Origin of the sequence: Kitasatospora sp. NPDC127035, assembly GCF_042726075.1 — a bacterium.
Taxonomy (GTDB): domain Bacteria; phylum Actinomycetota; class Actinomycetes; order Streptomycetales; family Streptomycetaceae; genus Kitasatospora.
In genome coordinates this window covers 1-21,372 of sequence record NZ_JBHXDN010000049.1, presented here as the reverse complement: position 1 = coordinate 21,372, position 21,372 = coordinate 1, and the positions used below count along the sequence as shown (strand labels likewise).

Genomic DNA, 21,372 nt, shown 5'->3' with positions numbered 1-21,372 from the left:
TTCCCGGGTTCTTGGGCATCATGTAACTTGCATGAAATCGCATCAGGGCCAACGTCGTCCCTACTGCACCAGCTTCGAAAGACGACGACGGGAGAGCCGATGCTGTCTGCATCCATGCACTCCGCCAACGAGCCCCAGGTCGGCGCCGCGCGCCCGCCGTACGCGCTCGTTCCGGATGCGCGACCTGCTGCTCAGGGCCTGTACGACCCGCGAAACGAGCACGACGCCTGTGGCGTCGGTTTCGTCGCCACGCTGACCGGCATCGCCGACCACACCGTCGTCGAGCAGGCGCTGACCGTCCTGCGCAACCTGGAGCACCGCGGTGCGACCGGCGCCGAGCCGGACTCCGGCGACGGTGCGGGCATCCTCACCCAGGTCCCGGACGCCTTCCTGCGCGCCAGGACCTCCTTCGAGCTCCCGGCGGCCGGCGCCTACGCGGTCGGCATCGCCTTTCTGCCCGACGAGGACGCCGCCGACGCGGCCGCCGTCGCGCAGATCGAGACCATCGCCGCCGAGGAGGGCCTGACCGTCCTCGGCTGGCGCGACGTCCCGGTCACCCCGGACCTGCTGGGCGCCACCGCCCGCAGCGTGATGCCGCGCTTCCGGCAGATCTTCCTGAGCAAGGACGGCGTCGAGGGCATCGTCCTCGACCGGATCGCCTTCGTCGTCCGCAAGCGCTCCGAGCGTGAGGCCGGTGTCTACTTCCCGTCGCTCTCCGCCCGCACCGTCGTCTACAAGGGCATGCTGACCACCGGCCAGCTGGAGCCCTTCTTCCCCGACCTGTCGGACCGGCTCTACGCCTCCGCGCTCGGTCTGGTGCACTCGCGCTTCTCCACCAACACCTTCCCGAGCTGGCCGCTCGCCCACCCGTACCGCTTCGTCGCGCACAACGGCGAGATCAACACGGTCAAGGGCAACCGGAACTGGATGACCGCCCGGGAGTCCCAGCTCGCCACCGACCTGATCCCCGGCGACCTCGGGCGGATCTTCCCGATCTGCACCCCGGACCACTCCGACTCGGCCTCCTTCGACGAGGTCCTGGAGCTGCTCCACCTCGGCGGCCGGTCGCTGCCGCACTCGGTGCTGATGATGATCCCGGAGGCGTGGGAGAACCACGCCACCATGGAGCCGGCCCGCCGTGCGTTCTACCGGTACCACTCCAACCTGATGGAGCCCTGGGACGGCCCGGCCTGCGTCACCTTCACCGACGGCACCCAGATCGGCGCCGTGCTGGACCGCAACGGTCTGCGCCCGGCCCGGTACTGGATCACCGAGGACGGCCTGGTCGTCCTCTCCTCCGAGGTCGGCGTGCTCGACATCGACCAGGAGAAGGTCGTCCGGAAGGGCCGGCTGCAGCCCGGCAAGATGTTCCTCGTCGACACCGCCGAGCACCGCATCGTCGACGACGAGGAGATCAAGTCGGCGCTGGCCTCCGAGCACCCCTACGCGGAGTGGGTCGAGGCCGGCCAGATCCAGCTCGCCAAGCTCCCCGAGCGCGAGCACATCGCGCACACCCACGCCTCGGTCACCCGCCGCCAGCAGACCTTCGGCTACACCGAGGAGGAGCTGCGCGTCATCCTCGCGCCGATGGCCAGGACCGGCGGCGAGGCGCTCGGCTCGATGGGCACCGACTCGCCGATCGCCGCGCTGAGCGAGAAGCCCCGCCTGCTGTTCGACTACTTCGTGCAGCTCTTCGCGCAGGTCACCAACCCGCCGCTGGACGCCATCCGCGAGGAGCTGGTCACCTCCCTGCTCTCCAACCTCGGCCCCGAGGGCAACCTGCTGGCCGCCGAGGCCGCCGCCTGCCGCTCCGTCGGCATCACCTTCCCGGTGATCGACAACGACGAGCTGGCCAAGCTGGTCCACATCAACGCCGACGGCGACCAGCCCGGCCTCAAGGCCGTCACGCTGTCCGGCCTGTACAAGGTCTCCAGCGCCGGCGAGGGCCTGGCCGCCCGGCTCGCCGCGATCGCCGCCGAGGCCGACGCCGCGATCGCCGACGGCGCCCGGATCATCGTGCTCTCCGACCGGCACTCGGACGCCGAGCACGCCCCGATCCCCTCGCTGCTGCTCACCTCGGCCATCCACCACCACCTGATCCGCACCAAGCAGCGCACCCAGGTGTCGCTGCTGGTCGAGGCCGGTGACGTCCGCGAGGTGCACCACGTCGCCCTGCTGATCGGCTACGGCGCCGGCGCGGTCAACCCGTACCTGGCCATGGAGTCGGTCGAGGACCTCGTCGCCCAGGGCGTCTTCATCGAGGGCGTCGAGCCCGAGAAGGCGATCAAGAACCTGATCAAGGCGCTCGGCAAGGGTGTGCTGAAGGTGATGTCCAAGATGGGCATCTCCACCGTCGCCTCCTACCGCGGCGCCCAGGTCTTCGAGGCGATCGGCCTCTCCCAGGAGCTGGTGAACGGCTACTTCGCCGGCACCACCACCAAGCTCGGCGGCATCGGCCTGGACGAGATCGCCCGCGAGACCGCCGCCCGGCACGCCAAGGCGTACCCGGCCTCCGGCATCCCCGCCGCGCACCGCGCGCTGGACATCGGCGGCGAGTACCAGTGGCGCCGCGAGGGCGAGCCGCACCTGTTCGACCCGGACACCGTGTTCCGGCTCCAGCACTCCACCCGCAACCGCCGGTACGACATCTTCAAGCAGTACACGGACCGGGTGAACGAGCAGTCCGAGCGGCTGATGACGCTGCGCGGCCTGTTCCGGCTGGACGGCCTCGGCCGCACCCCGATCTCCGTCGACGAGGTCGAGCCGGTCTCCGAGATCGTCAAGCGGTTCTCCACCGGCGCCATGTCGTACGGCTCGATCTCCCTGGAGGCGCACGAGACCCTGGCGATCGCGATGAACCGCCTCGGCGCCAAGTCCAACACCGGTGAGGGCGGCGAGGACCCGGACCGCCTGTACGACCCGGAGCGCCGTTCGGCGATCAAGCAGGTCGCCTCCGGCCGGTTCGGCGTCACCTCCGAGTACCTGGTCAACGCGGACGACATCCAGATCAAGATGGCCCAGGGCGCCAAGCCCGGCGAGGGCGGCCAGCTGCCCGGCCACAAGGTCTACCCGTGGGTCGCCAAGACCCGGCACTCCACTCCGGGTGTCGGTCTGATCTCGCCGCCGCCGCACCACGACATCTACTCGATCGAGGACCTGGCGCAGCTGATCCACGACCTCAAGAACGCCAACCCGGCGGCCCGCATCCACGTGAAGCTGGTCTCCGAGGTCGGCGTCGGCACGGTCGCGGCCGGCGTCTCCAAGGCGCACGCGGACGTGGTCCTGGTCTCCGGCCACGACGGCGGCACCGGCGCCTCGCCGCTCACCTCGCTGAAGCACGCCGGTGGTCCCTGGGAGCTCGGCCTCGCCGAGACCCAGCAGACCCTGCTGCTCAACGGTCTGCGCGACCGCATCGTCGTCCAGACCGACGGCCAGCTGAAGACCGGCCGCGACGTCGTCATCGCCGCGCTGCTCGGCGCGGAGGAGTTCGGCTTCGCGACCGCCCCGCTGGTCGTCTCCGGCTGCATCATGATGCGCGTCTGCCACCTGGACACCTGCCCGGTCGGCGTCGCCACCCAGAACCCGGTGCTCCGCGAGCGGTTCTCCGGCAAGCCCGAGTTCGTGGTCAACTTCTTCGAGTTCATCGCCGAGGAGGTCCGGGAGATCCTGGCCGAGCTGGGCTTCCGCACGATCGAGGAGGCCGTCGGCCACGCCGAGCACATCAACGCGCAGGCCGCGGTCGACCACTGGAAGGCCGCCGGGCTCGACCTGGCCCCGCTCTTCCACGTCCCCGCGCTGCCCGAGGGCGCCTCGCTCCACCGCACCACCACGCAGGACCACGCGCTCGACAAGGCGCTCGACAACCAGCTGATCGACCTGGCGCAGGACGCCCTGGAGAACGGCGACGCCGTCCGCATCCAGCTGCCGATCCGCAACGTCAACCGGACCGTCGGCACCATGCTCGGCCACCACGTGACCAAGCGGTACCGCGGTGAGGGCCTGCCGGAGGGGACCATCGACGTCACCTTCACCGGCTCGGCCGGCCAGTCCTTCGGCGCCTTCGTGCCCCGCGGCATCACGCTCCGGCTGGAGGGCGACGCCAACGACTACGTCGGCAAGGGCCTGTCGGGCGGTGTGATCGTGGTCCGCCCGGCCCGCGACGCCGCCGCCATCGGCAACGACGCGCAGAACCACGTCATCGCCGGCAACACCATCGGCTACGGCGCCACCAGCGGCCGGATCCACCTGCGCGGCAAGGCCGGCGAGCGGTTCGCCGTCCGCAACTCGGGCGCCACCCTGGTCGTCGAGGGCGTGGGCGACCACGGCCTGGAGTACATGACCGGCGGGCGGGTCGTCGTCCTCGGTGAGACCGGGCGCAACCTGGCGGCCGGCATGTCCGGCGGCATCGCCTACGTGCTCGACCTGCGGCCGGCCAACGTCAACGACGGCATGGTGGGCATCGAGGCCCCCACCGCCGCCGACCGGGACTGGCTGCGCGAGACCGTGCAGCAGCACTACGAGGAGACCGGCTCCACCGTCGCCGCCGAGCTCCTGGCGGACTGGGGCAGCGGTGTCTCCCGCTTCTCCACGATCATGCCGACCGACTACAAGGCAGTGCTCGCCGCCAAGGACGCCGCTGAGCGCGATGGCCTCTCCGAGGCCGAGACCACTCGCAAGATGATGGAGGCGGCACATGGCTGACCCCAAGGGCTTCCTGACCACGCCCAAGCAGCTGGCCGAGCGCCGTCCCGTGGACGTCCGTCTGCGGGACTGGAACGAGGTCTACGTCGAACGCAGCCTCCTGCCGATCATCACCAAGCAGGCCGGCCGCTGCATGGACTGCGGCATCCCGTTCTGCCACAACGGCTGCCCGCTCGGGAACCTCATCCCCGAGTGGAACGACCTCGCCTACCGGGACGAGTGGTCCGGTGCCATCGAGCGTCTGCACGCGACCAACAACTTCCCGGAGTTCACCGGTCGCCTCTGCCCGGCGCCGTGCGAGTCGGCGTGCGTCCTCGGCATCAACCAGGACGCGGTGACCATCAAGAACGTCGAGGTCACCATCATCGACAAGGCCTGGGACCGGGGCGGCGTCACCGCCCAGATCCCGGAGCGGCTCTCCGGCAAGACGGTCGCCGTGGTCGGCTCCGGGCCGGCCGGCCTGGCCGCCGCCCAGCAGCTCACCCGGGCCGGGCACACCGTCGTGGTGTACGAGCGGGCCGACCGGATCGGCGGCCTGCTGCGCTACGGCATCCCCGAGTTCAAGATGGAGAAGCGCCACATCAACCGCCGCGTCGAGCAGATGCGGGCGGAGGGCACCCGGTTCCGCACCGGCGTGCACGTGGGCGAGGACATCACCGGGCAGCAGCTGCGCGAGCGCTTCGACGCCGTCGTCGTCGCCGCCGGTGCGACCACCGCCCGTGACCTGCCGGTGCCCGGGCGCGAGCTCAAGGGCGTCCACCAGGCCATGGAGTACCTGCCGCTGGCCAACAAGGTGCAGGAGGGCGACTTCGTCGAGGCCCCGATCAGCGCCAAGGGCAAGCACGTCGTCGTCATCGGCGGCGGCGACACCGGCGCCGACTGCGTCGGCACCGCCCACCGGCAGGGCGCGGCCTCCGTCACCCAGCTGGAGATCATGCCGCGGCCCGGCGAGGACCGCCCCGGCAACCAGCCCTGGCCGACCATGCCGATGACCTACAAGGTCACCTCCGCGCACGAGGAGGGCGGCGAGCGGATCTACTCCGTCTCCACCACCCACTTCAGCGGCGACGAGGACGGCAACGTGCAGGAGCTGCACCTCGTCGAGGTGGAGTTCAGGAACGGGAAGTTCGAGCAGGTTCCCGGCAGCGCGCGGGCCCTCCCGGCGCAGCTGGTCACCCTGGCCATGGGCTTCACCGGCACCGACGTGAAGAACGGCCTGGTCGAGCAGCTGGGCGTGGACCTCGACGCACGGGGTAATGTTGCCCGTGACGGTCGTTTCGCCACCAACGTCGATGGCGTGTACGTCTGCGGCGACGCCGGGCGTGGCCAGTCCCTGATCGTCTGGGCCATCGCGGAGGGCCGTTCGGCCGCCGCGGCCGTGGACACGTACCTGGGCGGCAAGACCCCGCTGCCCGCCCCGATCCGGCCGACCGACCGCCCGCTGGTGGTCTGACGCACCCCTGAACCGCCCGGCGCCGCATCGCCGGGTTGCACCGAGCCGCATCCCGCCAGAGTCGCCGGGCCACCGCGGTCCCTGGCGCCTGCCCTCTCCCCGACCAGTCAGAGGGCAGGCGCCGCTGTGCGTTCCCGCGCGGCGGTGCCCCCCGCACGGCGGTTCGGCCGTCGTACGGCAGTCCGGCCGTCGCCGTGGTCGCGTGGGCTACCGGCCGTCCAGCAGGAGTTCGGACGCCTCGGTGCGGGCGTACAGCACCGTGCGGCCGGTGCGGTGCCGGGCGGTGAGGCCGGCCCCGCGCAGGGCCGTGAGGTGGTGGGAGACGTTGGCGGGGGAGAGGCCGGTCCGGGCGGCCAGCTCGGTGGTGGAGGCGGGCGCGGCGAGTTCGGCGAGCAGCCGGGCACGGGTGCGGCCGATGACCCCGGCCAGCCCCTCGGGGACGGCGGGGCCGGTGGTCTCCCAGAGCGTGGCCACGCCCCGGGGCGGGTAGACCAGGCCGGGCTGGCCGGCGTTCCCGCTCTGCCAGACCATGCCGGGCCAGATGAACGCGCACGGCACCAGCACCAGCCCCCGGCCCGCGTCCAGCCGCTCCTCGATGTCGTAGCGCCGCTGGGCCAGCGTCAGCCGGCCGTCCCGCCAGCTCACCTTGTGGTGCAGCCCCTCGAACAGCGCCGCCGGCCCCGCCGCCGCCATCCGCCGCGCCCGGTACAGGATCTCGCCCTCCGCCAGTCGCTCGATGCGGGGCCAGTACGGCGCGACGGCCACCGCCCAGTACGCCCGGACCTCGGCCACCAGTCGGGCGATGCCGGCCCCGGGGTCGGCCCGCAGCGCGGCGACCAGCGGGGGCAGCGGTTCGGCCAGCGGGGCGAGGCCGGTGCGGACGGCGGCGGGCGTGGTGGAGGCCAGGAGGGCCAGCTCGGTCTCCAGGTCGGGCGCGGTGGCGGACGGCATCGGGATGAGGAAGCCGGGCAGGTGCCAGGCCGGCATCGGGACGAGCTGGGAGAGCAGGTCGTAGCGGACGCCGGCCGCGGCCAGCCGCTCGCGGGTGCGGCGCACCCACGGCAGGTGGACGGCCTTGGCACCCGGGTCCTTGAGGACCTGGACGCTGGTCACCACCTCCAGGAGGCGCGAGCACGCGAACCGGGTGGCGGCGACGTCCTGGGCGGAGAAGTCCAGGGTGAGCACGAGGTCCTCCGGCGGGGAGCGGGGAGCGAGCGGCGAGGATTCGAACAGGGTCGAATCTCTGGGCGTGGTCGATCATCGCCGAAAGGCTCGGCCCATGACCACCACCGTTGCGCCTGTCGCACTCCGGGACCGCCTCGGACTCCCCGTCACCACCGGCCGCCACCGGCTGATCGCCGCCCACCTCGTGGACAGCCTCGGCACCGGTCTGATCCTCGCCTTCACCCTCGTCTACTTCGCCCGCACCACCTCCCTCACCGTGGCGGCGATCGGCGCCGCCGTCTCCGCCGCCCGGTTGCTGGCGCTGCCCACCGCGATCGTCGTCGGCCCGCTGATCGACCGTTACGGCGCCCGGACCACGGCCGTCTGCGGCAACGCGCTCTCCGCCGTCGCCTTCGCGGGCTACCTGGTCGCCGGGCAGCTGTGGCAGATCGTGCTGGTCTGCCTGCTGGCCCAGATCGGGCACGTCGGCTACTGGACGTCCAGCAGCGGGCTGGTGGTGCTCGCCTCGGCCGACGGCGAGCGGACCCGCTGGTTCGCGCTCGTCCAGACCCTGCGCAACACCGGGATGGGGCTCGGCGGGGCCCTGGGCGCCGTCCTGGTGGCCGGGGGCGGCACGGGCGGGCTGCGGGCGCTGGTGGTGCTCAACGCGGTCAGCTTCGCCCTGGCCTCGGTCATGCTGGCCTCCTGGCGCCCGGCGGCCGATGCGGCCCCGGGGAGGGGCCCGGACGGGGCCGCGGGGGCGGCCCGGGGCGTGGCGCCCGCCGCCCGCGAGCGCGGCGGCTACCGGGCGGTGCTCCGGGACCGGCGGTACCTGCTGCTGGTGGCCGTCAACCTCACCTTCGTCTTCGGCTCGATGATCATCAGCATGCTGCTGGCCGTCTACCTGGTCGAGGGCCTGCACCGGGAGGCCTGGGTGGCCGGCTCGCTGCTCGTCCTCAACGGCGTCCAGGTGGTGCTCACCCAGAGCGCCGTCGCCCGCCGGCTGGAACGGTTCCGGCCGACCCGGGTGGTGGCGGCCGGCGCGCTGCTCAACGCCGTCGCCTTCGGCCTCTTCGCCGCCGTGGCCGCCGCCTCCGGCTGGGCCGTCCTGGCCGGCCTCTACCTGGCGATGGCCGTCTACAACCTCGCCGAGACCGTCTCCACCCCCTACGCCGAGGAACTCTCCGTCTCGCTCGCCGACCCGGCCCGCCGCGGCCGCTACCTCGCCGTCTACCAGCTCTCCTGGAACCTCGGCCAGGCCGTCGCCCCCGGACTCCTCACCCTCCTCCTCGGCCACGGCACCGCGCTGCCCTGGATCTTCCTGCTCGTCCTGAGCCTGGCCGCCGTTCCCGCCCTGATGCGGCTGGAACGCTTGCGGTGACCGGGATCCGGGGATGTCCAGAGGGCCGTCCGACGGCTAGAGTGCAATCCGAGCAGCTACGGGACAACTACCGCGCGTGTCCGGGCGGCAGGTCGGCCCCGGGCACGAAGCCGACGGCGGCCGGGTCACCGGGGACCGCGTCGGGCGGGCTGTTCGCGGGGGCGTACCGAGGACTGTTGTTTGTCGGTCCCTGATGGAAGACTGCGGCCGACGGCCGGGGGGCTGCGCGAGGTGCGGAGGTTGAGGCGATGAGTGCGACTCAGGCGGGCGGCGGTGCCACGGTGCGGCGTCTGCTGCTGGGGTCACAGCTGCGCCGGCTCCGGGAGGCGAGGGGAGTCAGCCGCGAGGAGGCCGGGTACTCGATCCGGGCCTCCGAGTCGAAGATCAGCCGGATGGAGCTCGGCCGGGTCGGCTTCAAGGAGCGCGACGTCGCCGACCTGCTGACGCTGTACGGCGTCGAGGCGGAGCAGGAACGGGCCTCGGTACTGGGGCTGGTCCGCGCCGCCAACGCCACCTCCTGGTGGCAGGGGTACGGGGACGTCCTGCCGGGCTGGTTCCAGAACTACCTGGGGCTGGAGGAGGCGGCCACCCTGATCCGCAGCTACGAGGTCCAGTTCGTGCACGGGCTGCTGCAGACCGCCGACTACGCGCGGGCGGTGATCACCCACGGTGGGCACGTCACCGAGGCGGAGGAGATCGAGCGCCGGGTGGAGGTGCGGCTCAAGCGGCAGGCGGTGCTGACCGCCGAGCAGTCGCCCCGGCTGCTCGCGGTGCTGGACGAGGCCGTGCTGCGCCGCCCCTGGGGCGGGCCGGAGCTGATGCGGGCCCAGGTCGACCGGCTGCTGGAGCTGACCGAACTGCCCAACGTGGTGCTCCAGGTGATGCCGCTGGGGTTCGGCGGCCTGCGGGCGGAGGGCGGCGCGTTCTCCGTGCTGACCTTCGACGACCAGGACCTCCCCGACATCGTCTACCTGGAGCAGTTCACCACCGCGCTCTACCTGGACAAGCCGGCCGAGGTGGCCGAGTACGCCGGTGCGATGGACGGCCTGCTGGCCGACAGTCTCTCCCTCGACCGGACACGGGAACTTCTTCGCTCCGTACGCCAAGAGCTGTAGACGCTCAGTACGATGAGCCTCGATCAGATCTGATCGCGAACTGCTCGCGGGCGTTCACGAATCGGCACGAGAGGGACTTAGATGTCGTACCTTTCCGAGTTGGCGCTGCAGTACATCGACGGCGAGTGGCGCAATGGCAGCGGCTCCTGGGACATCGTCGACGTCGACCCGTTCACCGGTGACAAGATCGCCACCGTCACGGTCGCCACCGTCGACGAGGTCGACCAGGCGTACCGGGCCGCCGAACGGGCGCAGAAGGAGTGGGCGGCCACCAACCCGTACGCCCGCCGGCTGGTCTTCGAGCGCGCGCTGCGGATCGTCGAGGAGCGCGAGCAGGAGATCACCGAGGCCATCATGGTCGAGCTCGGCGGCACCGCGCTCAAGGCCGGGTTCGAACTCGCCCTCACCAAGGACATGCTGCGCGAGGCGATGCAGCTGGCGCTGCGCGCCGAGGGCCGGCTGCTGCCCTCGCCGGTCGACGGCAAGGAGAACCGGCTCTACCGCCTGCCGGTCGGCGTGGTCGGCGTGATCAGCCCGTTCAACTTCCCGCTGTTCCTCTCGATCAAGGCCGTGGCGCCCGCGCTGGCGCTCGGCAACGGCGTGGTGCTCAAGCCGCACCAGGAGACCCCGGTGGTCGGCGGCACCCTGCTCGCCAAGATCTTCGAGGAGGCGGGCCTGCCGGCCGGCCTGTTCAACGTCGTGGTCACGGACATCGCCGAGATCGGCGACGCGTTCATCGAGCACCCGGTGCCGAAGGTGATCTCCTTCACCGGCTCCGACAAGGTCGGCCGGCACGTCGCCACCGTCGCCGCCTCGCACTTCAAGCGGACCGTGCTGGAGCTGGGCGGCAACAGCGCGCTGATCGTGCTGGACGACGCCGACCTCGACTACGCGGTCGCCGCCGCCGTGTTCAGCCGCTTCGCCCACCAGGGCCAGGTCTGCATGGCCGCCAACCGGATCCTCGTCGACCGCAGCGTGGCGGAGGAGTTCACCGCCAGGTTCGTCGCCAAGGTCGCCGGCCTGAAGGTCGGCGACCCCAAGGACCCGGCCACCCAGATCGGCCCGCTGATCAACCCCGTCCAGGCCGCCGCCATCGGGGCCGAGGTCGACCAGGCGCTCGCCGCCGGCGCCACGGCGCTGCTGCGCGGCGAGACCAACGGAAGCCTGATGGACCCGGTCGTCCTCGGCGACCTGCCGGCCGACGCGCCGATCCTGCGCCGCGAACTGTTCGGGCCGGTGGTGCTGGTGGTGCCGTTCGACGGCGAGGACGAGGCGGTGCGGATCGCCAACGACACCCCGTTCGGACTCAGCGGCGCGGTGCACACCGCCGACGTCGAGCGCGGCGTGCGGGTGGCGCAGCGGATCGAGACCGGCATGATCCACGTCAACGACGGCACGATCGCGGACGAGGCGATCGTGCCCTTCGGCGGGGAGAAGAACTCGGGCGTCGGCCGGCTGAACGGCGAGTCCACGGTCGACGCGTTCACCACGGTGAAGTGGATCTCGATCCAGCACGGACGCAGCCGCTTCCCGTTCTGAGGCGCCGCGGCCGGTGCGGCCGTACGGGTCCGGCCGTCCCCCCGCCGTGGCGGGCGGACGGCCGGGTTCCACCTTGTTTCCGTAGGTGTACGGCAGATGCCCTATGCTGCCCGGCATATGACCGGAACGGACCCAGGGGGTATCGGGGATGACCGACTATCAGGAGATCGGCCGGGACTGGCTCGTCGGCGGTGAGGGCGACGAGGCCCGCCCGCCCACCGACCTCCGTCCGGAGATCCCGCACCCCGCCCGGATGTACGACTACTACCTCGGGGGCAAGGACAACTTCCCCGCCGACCGCGCGGCCGCGGAGAAGGTCCTCGCGATCAGCCCGCTGGTGCGGATCAGCGCCGTCGCCAACCGGGCCTTCCTCGGCCGCGCCGTGCGACAGCTCGCCACCGAGGGCATCCGGCAGTTCGTCGACGTCGGCACCGGGATCCCGAGCGCAGGCAACACGCACGAGATCGCCCAGGCGGTGAACCCCGACGCGCGGGTGGTCTACCTGGACAACGATCCGATCGTGCTGGTCCACGGGCGCGCCCTGCTGAGCGGAACCGCCGCCGGGAGCACCTCCGTGGTCCAGGCCGACCTGCGTGACCCCGCGGCGATCCTGGCGACCCCCGAGGTGCGCAGGGCGCTCGACTCCGGCGAGCCGGTCGGCCTGCTGCTCGTCGCGGTGCTGCACTTCGTCGACGAGGAGCGCGACCCGTACGGCATCGTGCGCACCCTCGTGGACGCGCTGCCGGCCGGCAGCCGCCTCGTCCTCTCGCACGGCACTCTCGACTTCACCCCCGACGTCGACGCCTCCCGCGGTCCGGCCGTCTACCGCAGCGCCACCGCACAGCTGACCATGCGCAGCCGCGCGCAGGTGCTGCGCTTCTTCGACGGCCTGGACCTGGCCGAGCCCGGCCTGGTCACCGCGCCGCTCTGGCGCCCCGACGGGCCCGAGCAGTCCACCGACTCCCAGGTGGGCATCTGGGCGGGCGTCGGCGAGAAGCGGTAGGGGCGGCGGGCCGGGCCTCGCGGCCGTCAGGCCGACGGGTGGCGGAGCGGTTCGGCGGGCACCTGCTTGCCGCCCGGCTCGACGGTGGCGATCGGGACGTAGATGAGGTCGGGACTGCGGAGCTTGCCGGTGCGGGGCGAGGCGAGGTCGGTGTTCTCGCGGGGCATCGGATCGGCGGGGCGGCGGGCGTCGGACCGGCGGCGGACGAGCAGCAGGTTCCGCTGGTGGATCACGGACGGCCGGCCGTCATGATGATCTCGTCGCCGGAGACCTCGATCCTCCACCCCGACGGAGGGGTGAGGCTCTGCGCGCAGGCCGGCAACCGGGCGTGCCGTTCGGCGGCGTGGACTCCGGTTGTGCGGTCATTCTCGCACCGCGGCAGGCTGCGTCACGGATAGTTCGTACCGCGAATTGTAAGGTGCCCGACTGCTAGTCTGGGCGGGTGGACAAGAGTGATGACGACCGGATCGGGATCGTGGGGGCGCTGGTGCGGACGGCGTTCCTGGTGGACACGGTGTACACGGAGTCCGCGCGGGACCACGGGATCACGCCGCAGCAGGGTCAGCTGCTCTGCGTGCTGATGGCGCGGTCGTTCGTGATGGGTGAGCTCGGGTCGGTCCTGCGGCTGGCCAAGTCGAGCCTCACCGGCCTGGTCGACCGCACCGAGCGCAACGGTCTGGTGCGACGGGAGAGCTGCGCGGAGGACGCGCGCGCGGTGCGGGTCGCGCTGACGCCCGAGGGTGCCGCGCTGGCCGAGGAGTTCCACACCGAGACCTGCCGCCGGATCGAGGCGCTGCCGGACGGTCTGGCCCCCGGCGAGCGGGAGGTGCTCACCGACCTGCTCGGCCGGGTGGTGTTGGACAACAAGGTGCCCGCGGTCTTCGGGGAGTCGGGCGTAGGCGTCGGGGGGTGCGCCGGCCACACGTGCTGAGGCCCGGCTTTTCGCCGGAAGGGGTTGCAGTTCGCGAAACGAACTAATATGTTCGTGGAGCGAACTGCAACTCTTTTCTGCTTGGGGGCAAGGGACATGAGTCGTACCGTTGTAGTGGTCGGCGGAGGGTACGGGGGAACCGCGGTGGCCAAGGCGCTCGACGCCGAGGCCGACGTCGTCCTGATCGACCCGCGCGACGCCTTCGTCAACGCCGTCGGGTCGCTGCGGGCGCTCGTCCGGCCCGACTGGGCGGGCAACATCTTCTTCCCGTACGACACGCTGCTCGCCCGGGGCGAGGTGATCCGCGACCGCGCCGCCTCGGTGGACCCCGGCGGCGTCACCCTGGCCTCCGGCCGACGCGTCGAGGCCGACTACCTGGTGCTCGCCACCGGCTCGACCTACGCCTACCCGGCCAAGCCCACCGCCGACTCCGCCGGCGAGGCGCTGGAGCACCTCCGCGGGACCCACAAGGAACTGGCCGCCGCCGCCCGGGTCCTGATCGTCGGCGCCGGACCGGTCGGGCTGGAGCTCGCCGGCGAGATCAAGGAGGTCTGGCCGACGAAGGACGTCACCGTCCTCGACCCGGCCGACCGGTTGCTCCCGGCCTTCCTGCCCGAGGTGCGCGAGGACCTGCACCGGCAGCTGGACGAGCTGGGCGTGCGGCTCCGCCTGGGCACCGGCCTCGCCGGGCAGCCCGCCACCGAACCGGGCCGGGCCGGGGAGTTCACCGTCGCCACCACGGACGGCGCGGAGATCACCGCCGACATCTGGTTCCGCGCGTACGGCGTGCGGGTCAACAGCGACTACCTCGCCGACGGCCTGCTGCTGGAGCGCACCGAGCTGGGCCAGGTCCGGGTCGGCGAGACCCTCGCCGTCGAAGGCCACCCGCACGTGTACGCGGTCGGCGACCTCACCGACGTCGCCGAGCCCAAGATGGCGGGCAACGCGGGCCGGCACGCCGAGGTGGTGGCGCGGAACATCCTCGCCCAGCTGAAGGGCGAGCCGGCCGAGGCGGTCTACCAGCCGCTGTCCCACGCGGCGATGCTGGTGCCGCTCGGCCCGCGGGGCGGAGTCGGCCAGCTGCCCGGACCCGACGGGCCGTTCTTCGCCCCGGCGGCCACGGTCGCCCAGTACAAGGGCGGCGACCTGTTCACCGCGCAGTACATCGAGCTGTTCGGCAGGGTCTGAGCCGCGCCGTCCGCCGAGCCGCGCCGTTCGCCGAGCCGCGCCGTTCGCCGAGCCGCACCGTCCGGGCGCGCGGGGGGACTGCGGCGCCCGGGCGGGAGGCCGCCTCCCCCGCTCCGCCGCCCCCGCTCCGGCGCGCCCGGCGGGGGCGGCGGCGGGCAGGCCCTACGCCGTGCGGGCCTCGCGGCGGTAGCCGCCGGGGGCCTGCCCGTACTCGCGCTTGAACGCCTTGGCGAAGGCGTACTCCGAGCCGTAGCCGGTCTGGGCGGCGACGGTGGTGAGCGGGGCCTCGGACTCGCGCAGCAGCCGGGCGGCCGTGGTCATCCGCCACCGGGTGAGGTAGGCCATGGGCGGCTCGCCGACGAGGTTGGTGAAGCGGCGGGCGAAGGCCGCCCGGGAGAGGCCCACGCGGCCCGCCAGGGACTCCACCGTCCACGCGGTGGACGGCGCCTCGTGGATGGCGGTGAGCGCCGGGGCGACGGCCGCGTCGCCGAGGGCCGCCGCCCAGCCGGCGGCCGTCGCCGCAGGCCGGTCCTCGAACCACGCCCGCAGGATGTAGAGGAGCAACGAGTCGATCAGGGCCGGGACGATGCCGGTCGAGCCGATCCTGGGGTTCTCCAGCTCGGCGCCCAACAGCTGCACGGCCGCGCTGAGTTCGGGGTGCCGGCCGTGCCGGGTCGGCAGGTGGATGATCTCCGGCAGCTGGCGCACCAAGGGGTGTGGGCGCCCCTGGTCCAGGTGGTAGTTGCCGCACAGCAGGCTGGTGCGCGGCCCGTCGCCGCCGATGGAGACCGTGCCGATCGGCAGGCTCGGCCGGAACTGGTCCGGCCGTTCCGGGACGGCCGGGGTGTCCGGGTGGTCGGCGAGGATGTGGCCGCGACCGTCCCGCAGGAAGACCACGTCCCCCGGGCTGAGCGCGACCGGCGCCAGCCCGGGGGCGTCGTCCAGCGGGACCAGCCAGCACGTTCCGTACAGCACCACGTGGAACCCGGCGCCCGCGACCGGGGGAAGACGCAGCCCCCAGGGCGCCCGCCCCTCGGTGCGGACGGAGGTGGGCTGCCCCGTCCGCATCGAGCTCAACGCCTCGGTCAGGATGTCCACGTGTTCTCCCCGGTCAGGTGACGCATGTCCGCAGCCTAGAAGCCCGGGCTCAGACGACGGTGAGGACGATCTTGCCCTGGGTCCGCCCCGAGGCGATCAGCTCGTGGGCCTTGCCCGCCTCCTCCAGCGGGAAGGTGTCGGCGATGTGCGGCCGGATCCGGCCCTCGTCGACCAGCTTGGCGATCGCCTCCAGCGAGGCGTAGTCCGGCTCCACCGAGATGCCCGCGAACCGGCGGCCGGCGGCCTCCACCTCGGCGGCGAGCGCGGTGTTCCAGTGCTCCATGATCGAGACGAGCACGCCGCCCGGCCGCAGCACCCGCAGTGAGGCGGTGCCCTGCGAGGAGGAGTCGAAGACCACGTCGACCTCGTCGACCGCCTCCAGGTAGCCGTCGGCCCGGTAGTCGATCACCTCGTCGGCGCCGAGTCCGCGCACGAACGCGTGCTTCGGCTCGCTCGCCAGCGCGATCACGTGGGCGCCCCGGGCCTTGGCGATCTGGACGGCGAGGTGGCCGACGCCGCCCGCCGCACGGTGGATCAGCACCCGCTCGCCCTCGGAGAGCCGCGCCGCGTCCACCAGGCCCTGCCAGGCGGTCAGCCCCGCCAGCGGCAGGGCCGCCGCCTGCACGTGGTCCAGCGAGGCGGGCTTGCGGGCCACCTGGCGGGACGGGACCGCCACGTACTCGGCGTAGCCGGTGGCGGCCCGCGGGAAGAACGGCAGCCCGAACACCTCGTCGCCCGGCTTGAAACGGGCGCCCGGGCCGACCGCCTCGACCACGCCCGAGATGTCCCAGCCGACCCCGAACGGCGGCTCGCCGAGCAGCGGGTAGTTGCCCGAACGGACCGCCGCGTCCACCGGGTTGACGCCGCTGGCGTGGACCCGGACGAGGACCTCGGCGCCGAGCGGGGAGGGACGGTCGATCTCGACGACCTCCAGGACCTCCGGGCCGCCGACGGACTTCTGGATGACTGCGCGCATGGGACTGTTCCTTCTCTGCCGGGGTGATCCGCTGGTGACGTCTCCAACAGTAGGAAGGCCGTGAGCGCGGATGAATATCCTGCTGTCTCCGGAAGATGTCCCGGCGTCTCGCCGGCCGGCCGCCTGGGCCCGTCCGGACGGCCCAGGCCGTCCGGACGGGCGGCCCCGCCGAAGTGGACTCTCCCCCGGAGGGAGGGTCCACGATGGCGGTGTGCCAGACCACGACGAACTCCTCACCATCGGGCGCTTCGCCCGGCTCTGCCGTCTGAGCGTCAAACAGCTCCGCCACTACGACGAGACCGGCCTGCTGGCCCCCGCCCGGGTCGACGCCGCCACCGGCTACCGCTACTACGCGCCCGGGCAGGCCCGTGACGCCCTCACCATCGTGCTGCTGCGCGAACTCGACCTCCCGCTGGCGGTGATCGCCGCCACCCTCTGCGCCGAGCCTCCCGACCGCGCGCGCCTGCTGCGCGCCGAACGCGACCGCGTCGCCGAACGGATCACCCGCGACCGGGCCCGGCTGGACCTGCTGGAACGTCTCGCCGACGGCGGCGGTCTGCCCGGCTACGAGGTCGTCCGCGGCCGGGAGCCGGACCGGCGGCTCGCGGTGGTCCGGGCGACCGCCGGGCCCGCGGAGCTGGGGGAACGGGTCGGCGCGTGCGTCGGGCTGCTGCTGGCCGGTCTCGCCGGTCCGGGCGGACCGGGTGACCCGCGGTGGAGCCCCCCGCTCTGGGGCCTGTTCCCGCTGGACCTGGGGGACGGGATGCGGATCGCCGTCGGGGCGGAAGTGAAGGCTGCGCTACCGGCGACGGAAGGCGTCGGGACGCCGGTCGGGACGCAGGCCGGGGCGCCGGAGGGGTCACCGGAGGAGTCAGCGGAGGGCGGACGGGTGGAGCGGGGCCTCGCGTACGAGGTGCTGCCCGGCGGGCCGGTCGTCGAGACCGTGCACCACGGCCCGTACTCCCGACTGCCGCTCGCCTACCACGCGCTGCTCTCCGCCGTGCACGAGCGCGGGCTGCGCCCGGTGCCCCCGGTCCGGGAGGCGTACCTGGTCGGCCCCGGTGAGGCGCCGGACGAGGAATGGATGACCAGGTTGGTCGTACGGGTCGAGGAGGACGCGACATGACGGAGCCGCGCGGGGCGAAGCACTGCGAGACGACCACCCTGGGGGTGCTGCTGCGCCACGAGGGCCTGGACCTGTCCGAACCGATGCTGTTCGGGCTCGGGGCCGGGCTGTCGTTCGTCTACTGGGACGGCAAGGGCCTGGACTTCCCGTTCCTCGGCGGCCGGGTCAAGCCGTTCGAACTGACCCGGAACCTGGCCGGGCGCCTCGGGCTGGAGCTCGTGGTCAAGGAGACCGGATCCGCGCGCCGGGCCTGGGAGAACGTGGCCGCCGAACTCGACGCCGGCCGGCCGGTCGGGCTCCAGGTGGACAGCTACCACCTGGAGTACTTCACCTCGAAGGTCCACTTCGGCGGGCACGTCGTCGCGATGTACGGCCATGACGGCCGGGACGCGCACCTGGTCGACACCGAGCAGCAGGGCGGCGCCGTCACCACCAGCCTCGCCTCGCTGGCCGCGGCGCGCGCCGAGCGCGGGCCGATGACGGCGCGGAACCGCTCGTTCACGCTCGCCGTGCGGGGCGAACCGGCCGCGTTGCAGGGGCCGTTGGCGCGGGAGAAGCTGGTGCGGGAGGCGATGGTGCCCGCGCTCACCGCCTGCGCCGACGCGTTCCTCCACCCACCGATCGCCAACCTCGGCCACCGGGGTGTCGACAAGGCGGCGGCGCTGGTGCCGGGCTGGCAGGCACGCGCCGACCGGCCGGAGATCCGGCTGCCGCAGGCCGCCCGGATGATGGAGCTGGCCGGTACCGGTGGCGCGCTGTTCCGCAACCTCTACCGGGACTTCCTCGGCGAGTGCGTGGAACTCCTGGACGACCCGCGCCTCCGGGTCGCCCACGCGAAGTACGCGGAGGCGGCCCGGGGTTGGACGGAGGTGGCCCGGCTGGTGGCCGCCGCCGGCACCTCCGGTGAGGCGGCGCAGCTGGTCGAGGCGGGCGCGCTGCTGCGGGAGCTGGCGGCTCTGGAACGTTCGGCGATGGGGGAGTTGACCCGGCTGGGGGAGTTGAGCCGGCTGGGCGAGTGAACGCCCGCTAGCCGGGGGGCAGTTCGCCGACCCGGGTGACGGCGGCCCGGGATGTCCGGCAGTGCCACCAGGCCGTCCCGTCCGGTCCGCCGGCGGCCGGTTCCAGCAGGTGGGTGTGCCCCGGGCAGGGCGGCCACTGGACGAACTCGTAACCGGCCAGGTGGTCCTGGACCTGCTCCGCCACGTACGCGGTGAGCGGGCCGGGCGGGAGGTAGGGGTCCGTGTCGTGGGTGAACAGCGGGTGCTGTGCGCCCAGCCCCAGCAGGAAGCCGGAGTAGTGCTCCTCCGCGAGCTCCCAGCGGACGCCCGGTGGCAGCTCGCGGTCGGCGAGCGTGCGCAGCAGGTCCCGCCCCACCAGGGTGCAGGGCTCGCGGAACTCGGCCGGCACGGTGGCCGGGGGCTCGCCGTCCAGCGGCCAGCTGGCGATGATGCGCATGCCGACAGGCTAACGGCGGGCGGCACGGACGGGAACAGGCCCCGGGGCGAGGGCCCCGGGGCCTGTTCCTTCGACGCGTACGGCGGACGCGGCGGCGCGGCGGCGCGGCGGTCCGCCGGCCCTCCCGTGGGAGGGGCCGCGAAAGGGTCCGCAGGAGTCCGGCCTAGAAGACCGGCCGGCCGGCGCGGACCAGGCGCCACGACGCGGTGTGGAAGTCCGCCGGGTCGATGACGCCCTTCTCCTTCACCCACCCGATCATCGCGTTGCGGATCTCGTCGGAGTTGGCCCACAGCTTCTGGGCGGCCGCGACGTGCGGGAAGTTGCCGCCGCCGTTGGCGCGGTAGTTGTTGACCGCGAGGACGAACTGCGCCTGCGGGTCGATCGGCTTGCCCTCGAAGCTGAGGCCGACGATCCGGGAGCCGACCGGCTGGGCGATGTCGATGTCGTACGAGACGCCGTACACCGCGTCGTAGTTGTAGTCCGGGGTGTTCTGCGCGTTGGTCAGGGCGGCCCGGTCGATCGGCGCGCCGGGGGCGACCTGGGCGTAGTACTTCGCCGAGTACTCCAGGTAGTCCTTGATCTGAGCACCCGTCAGGACGCGGGCCTCCAGGGTGTTCTCGTAGATGTACAGGCCGGCGGCGTCGCGCAGCTTGACCTGGCCGGCCGGGATGACGGCGGTGCGGTTGAACGGCGCGGCCTGGGCGAGGACCGGCAGCTTGGCGTACTGGCCGCCGGCCAGTGCGGCACGGACCACGTCGGCCTGGACCCGGCCGATGAGGTCGATGATCGGCGTGTCCCGGAACGGGGCCTCGGCGATCGAGAGCTCGATCGCGGCGGTGCCGATGACCTGGTTGACGTACTCGACGACCTTCCTGTGCTGGTCGGTCATCAGGTCGACGATCTCCGGGTCCTCCGGGACGGTGTTGGAGTTCAGCACCCGGGCCGAGAGCGAGACGACCTTCCAGGCGCCCTTGTCCAGCTCGACCTCGAAGTCGAAGCAGGTCAGCCGCTGGCCCCAGCAGAGCGGCTCGGAGAGCACGACGGCCTTGCCGGTCTCCTTGTTGGCGATCAGCCGCTGCGGGATCTCCTTGTGGGCGTGGCCGACCAGGATCGCGTCGATGCCGGGCACCTGCTCGGCGAGCGCGCCGGAGGCGTTCTCCGCCCACGGCAGCTGGTCGCCGTAGGAGGTGGCCTCGTCGATGCCGGAGTGGCAGGCGACGACGACGACGTCCGCGCCGGCCGCCTTCAGCCGGGGCACCCAGACCTTGGCGGTCTCGACGATGCCCGGGAAGGTCATCTTGCCGGCGACGTTCGCCTTGTCCCAGATCGCGATGCCCGGGTTGGTGAGGCCGAGGATGCCGACCTTGAGGGCCGGGCCGTTGCCCAGCTTCAGCTTGCGGATCACGTACGGCGGGAAGGCCGGCTTGTCGTTGCGGGCGTTCAGCGCGTTGGCGCCGAGCAGCGGGAAGTCGAGCTGCTCCTCGAAGGCGCGCAGGGTGTCGATGCCGTAGTTGAACTCGTGGTTGCCGAGCGCGGCGGCGGTGTACTCCATGGTGTTCATGGCGAGCGCCATCGGGTGCTCGGGCGCGGTGTCGGCCTCGGTGGCGATCGGCTCGACCCGGGCGTAGTAGTAGGTCAGCTGGGTGCCCTGGATGGTGTCGCCGGCGTCGATCAGCAGGGTGCGGTCCCAGCCCTTCTCCTCGCGGACCTGCTTGGCCAGCGTGGAGATCTTGGCGAGGCCGACCTCGTTGTGCGCCTTGTCCGCGTAGACCGCGTCGGTGAAGTAGTCCCAGTTGAGCACCCGGCCGTGCAGGTCGGTGGTGCCCATGACGGTGAAGGCCTGCCGCTTGTTCCGGCCCTTGGCGCGGGCGTCCTCCGGACCGGCGGCCGCGGCCGGGGAGGCGGCGGCCAGGGTGGCGCTGCCGGCCAGCGCGGCGCCCGCGGCGGTGGCGGCGGACCGGGCGACGAAGTCACGGCGGTTCAGGGGCATGGACGACTCTCCCGGTGGGGACTGCGAAACGGATCGTCAACAAGGGCCGACGACGGCCGACGGTAGCGGCCCACAGGCTCTGTGACGCGCGTAGAGGTACGCGCGTAGAAGTGTGCCGTGCGCCCCCGGCGATGGGTAGCCCCCCGAGCTGTCCGGCAGGTGAGATCTTGGCGACTCGTTCGTTTGGCGGGGGGGGGGGGGGGGTGGCCCCCCCCCCCCCCCCACACACCCCCCCCCCCCCCCCCGCGGCCC

The 21,372-nt window shown here is 72.7% G+C and carries 16 protein-coding genes; 10 read left to right on the top strand and 6 right to left on the bottom strand.

Annotated features, from left to right (window positions below; genetic code table 11):
• The first annotated feature begins 114 nt into the window (after nt 1-114).
• Nucleotides 115-4,701 carry a glutamate synthase large subunit gene (gene gltB / locus ACFWIC_RS28245; protein WP_329952162.1) on the top strand — a complete coding sequence of 1,529 codons (4,587 nt, stop codon included), beginning with the start codon at nt 115-117 and terminating at the stop codon, nt 4,699-4,701.
• Nucleotides 4,694-6,154, top strand: a complete 1,461-nt coding sequence (locus tag ACFWIC_RS28240; RefSeq protein ID WP_355401529.1) for a glutamate synthase subunit beta — start codon at nt 4,694-4,696, stop codon at nt 6,152-6,154. The genes gltB and ACFWIC_RS28240 overlap by 8 nt, the downstream gene beginning before the upstream one ends.
• A 207-nt stretch (nt 6,155-6,361) precedes the next feature.
• On the opposite strand, the gene ACFWIC_RS28235 is transcribed toward ACFWIC_RS28240, so the two are convergent.
• Entirely contained in the window at nt 6,362-7,339 is a 978-nt protein-coding gene (locus tag ACFWIC_RS28235; protein ID WP_380361009.1) for a winged helix-turn-helix domain-containing protein, read from the bottom strand.
• A gap of 94 nt (nt 7,340-7,433) precedes the next feature.
• Here ACFWIC_RS28235 and ACFWIC_RS28230 point away from each other — a divergent pair, with 94 nt between their 5' ends.
• From ACFWIC_RS28230 to ACFWIC_RS28215, 4 genes are all read left to right on the top strand, one after another.
• The gene (locus ACFWIC_RS28230; protein ID WP_380520315.1) at nt 7,434-8,699 is read left to right on the top strand and encodes an MFS transporter; all 1,266 of its coding nucleotides are present in this window, start codon (nt 7,434-7,436) and stop codon (nt 8,697-8,699) included.
• 248 nt (nt 8,700-8,947) lie between these two features.
• The gene (locus ACFWIC_RS28225; RefSeq protein ID WP_329882082.1) at nt 8,948-9,814 is read left to right on the top strand and encodes a helix-turn-helix transcriptional regulator; all 867 of its coding nucleotides are present in this window, start codon (nt 8,948-8,950) and stop codon (nt 9,812-9,814) included.
• Between the two features lie 81 nt (nt 9,815-9,895).
• Nucleotides 9,896-11,353: an aldehyde dehydrogenase family protein gene (locus ACFWIC_RS28220; protein WP_329882081.1), complete on the top strand. Its 1,458-nt coding sequence runs from the start codon at nt 9,896-9,898 to the stop codon at nt 11,351-11,353.
• 148 nt (nt 11,354-11,501) lie between these two features.
• On the top strand, nt 11,502-12,356 hold the full coding sequence (locus ACFWIC_RS28215; protein ID WP_329952067.1) for an SAM-dependent methyltransferase: 855 nt from the start codon (nt 11,502-11,504) through the stop codon (nt 12,354-12,356).
• A 26-nt stretch (nt 12,357-12,382) separates the two neighbouring features.
• Here ACFWIC_RS28215 and ACFWIC_RS28210 read toward each other — a convergent pair whose 3' ends face one another.
• Nucleotides 12,383-12,589 carry a hypothetical protein gene (locus ACFWIC_RS28210; RefSeq protein ID WP_380520314.1) on the bottom strand — a complete coding sequence of 69 codons (207 nt, stop codon included), beginning with the start codon at nt 12,587-12,589 and terminating at the stop codon, nt 12,383-12,385.
• Nucleotides 12,590-12,798: 209 nt separating this feature from the next.
• Here ACFWIC_RS28210 and ACFWIC_RS28205 point away from each other — a divergent pair, with 209 nt between their 5' ends.
• Both ACFWIC_RS28205 and ACFWIC_RS28200 read left to right on the top strand, forming a co-directional pair.
• Nucleotides 12,799-13,287: a MarR family winged helix-turn-helix transcriptional regulator gene (locus ACFWIC_RS28205; RefSeq protein ID WP_380361001.1), complete on the top strand. Its 489-nt coding sequence runs from the start codon at nt 12,799-12,801 to the stop codon at nt 13,285-13,287.
• Between the two features lie 48 nt (nt 13,288-13,335).
• The gene (locus ACFWIC_RS28200; protein WP_380520313.1) at nt 13,336-14,475 is read left to right on the top strand and encodes an NAD(P)/FAD-dependent oxidoreductase; all 1,140 of its coding nucleotides are present in this window, start codon (nt 13,336-13,338) and stop codon (nt 14,473-14,475) included.
• Nucleotides 14,476-14,637: 162 nt separating this feature from the next.
• Here the strand turns inward: ACFWIC_RS28200 and ACFWIC_RS28195 are convergent, their stop codons facing one another.
• Nucleotides 14,638-15,573 (bottom strand): AraC family transcriptional regulator, encoded by a 936-nt coding sequence (locus ACFWIC_RS28195; protein ID WP_329952069.1) that lies wholly within the window; start codon nt 15,571-15,573, stop codon nt 14,638-14,640.
• Between the two features lie 49 nt (nt 15,574-15,622).
• A complete protein-coding gene (locus tag ACFWIC_RS28190) occupies nt 15,623-16,549 on the bottom strand; it encodes an NADP-dependent oxidoreductase (protein ID WP_380520312.1) in 927 nt (308 codons plus the stop codon).
• A 211-nt stretch (nt 16,550-16,760) separates the two neighbouring features.
• Between ACFWIC_RS28190 and ACFWIC_RS28185 the strand changes: the two genes are divergently transcribed.
• Nucleotides 16,761-17,675: a MerR family transcriptional regulator gene (locus tag ACFWIC_RS28185; RefSeq protein ID WP_380520311.1), complete on the top strand. Its 915-nt coding sequence runs from the start codon at nt 16,761-16,763 to the stop codon at nt 17,673-17,675.
• The gene (locus ACFWIC_RS28180) at nt 17,672-18,694 is read left to right on the top strand and encodes a BtrH N-terminal domain-containing protein (protein ID WP_380520310.1); all 1,023 of its coding nucleotides are present in this window, start codon (nt 17,672-17,674) and stop codon (nt 18,692-18,694) included. Before ACFWIC_RS28185 ends, ACFWIC_RS28180 begins: the two co-directional genes overlap by 4 nt.
• 7 nt (nt 18,695-18,701) lie before the next feature.
• On the opposite strand, the gene ACFWIC_RS28175 is transcribed toward ACFWIC_RS28180, so the two are convergent.
• Together ACFWIC_RS28175 and ACFWIC_RS28170 are read right to left on the bottom strand one after the other, a co-directional pair.
• Nucleotides 18,702-19,130 (bottom strand): hypothetical protein, encoded by a 429-nt coding sequence (locus tag ACFWIC_RS28175; protein WP_329882073.1) that lies wholly within the window; start codon nt 19,128-19,130, stop codon nt 18,702-18,704.
• Between the two features lie 163 nt (nt 19,131-19,293).
• A complete protein-coding gene (locus ACFWIC_RS28170) occupies nt 19,294-21,120 on the bottom strand; it encodes a bifunctional metallophosphatase/5'-nucleotidase (protein ID WP_380520309.1) in 1,827 nt (608 codons plus the stop codon).
• Nucleotides 21,121-21,372 lie beyond the last annotated feature (252 nt).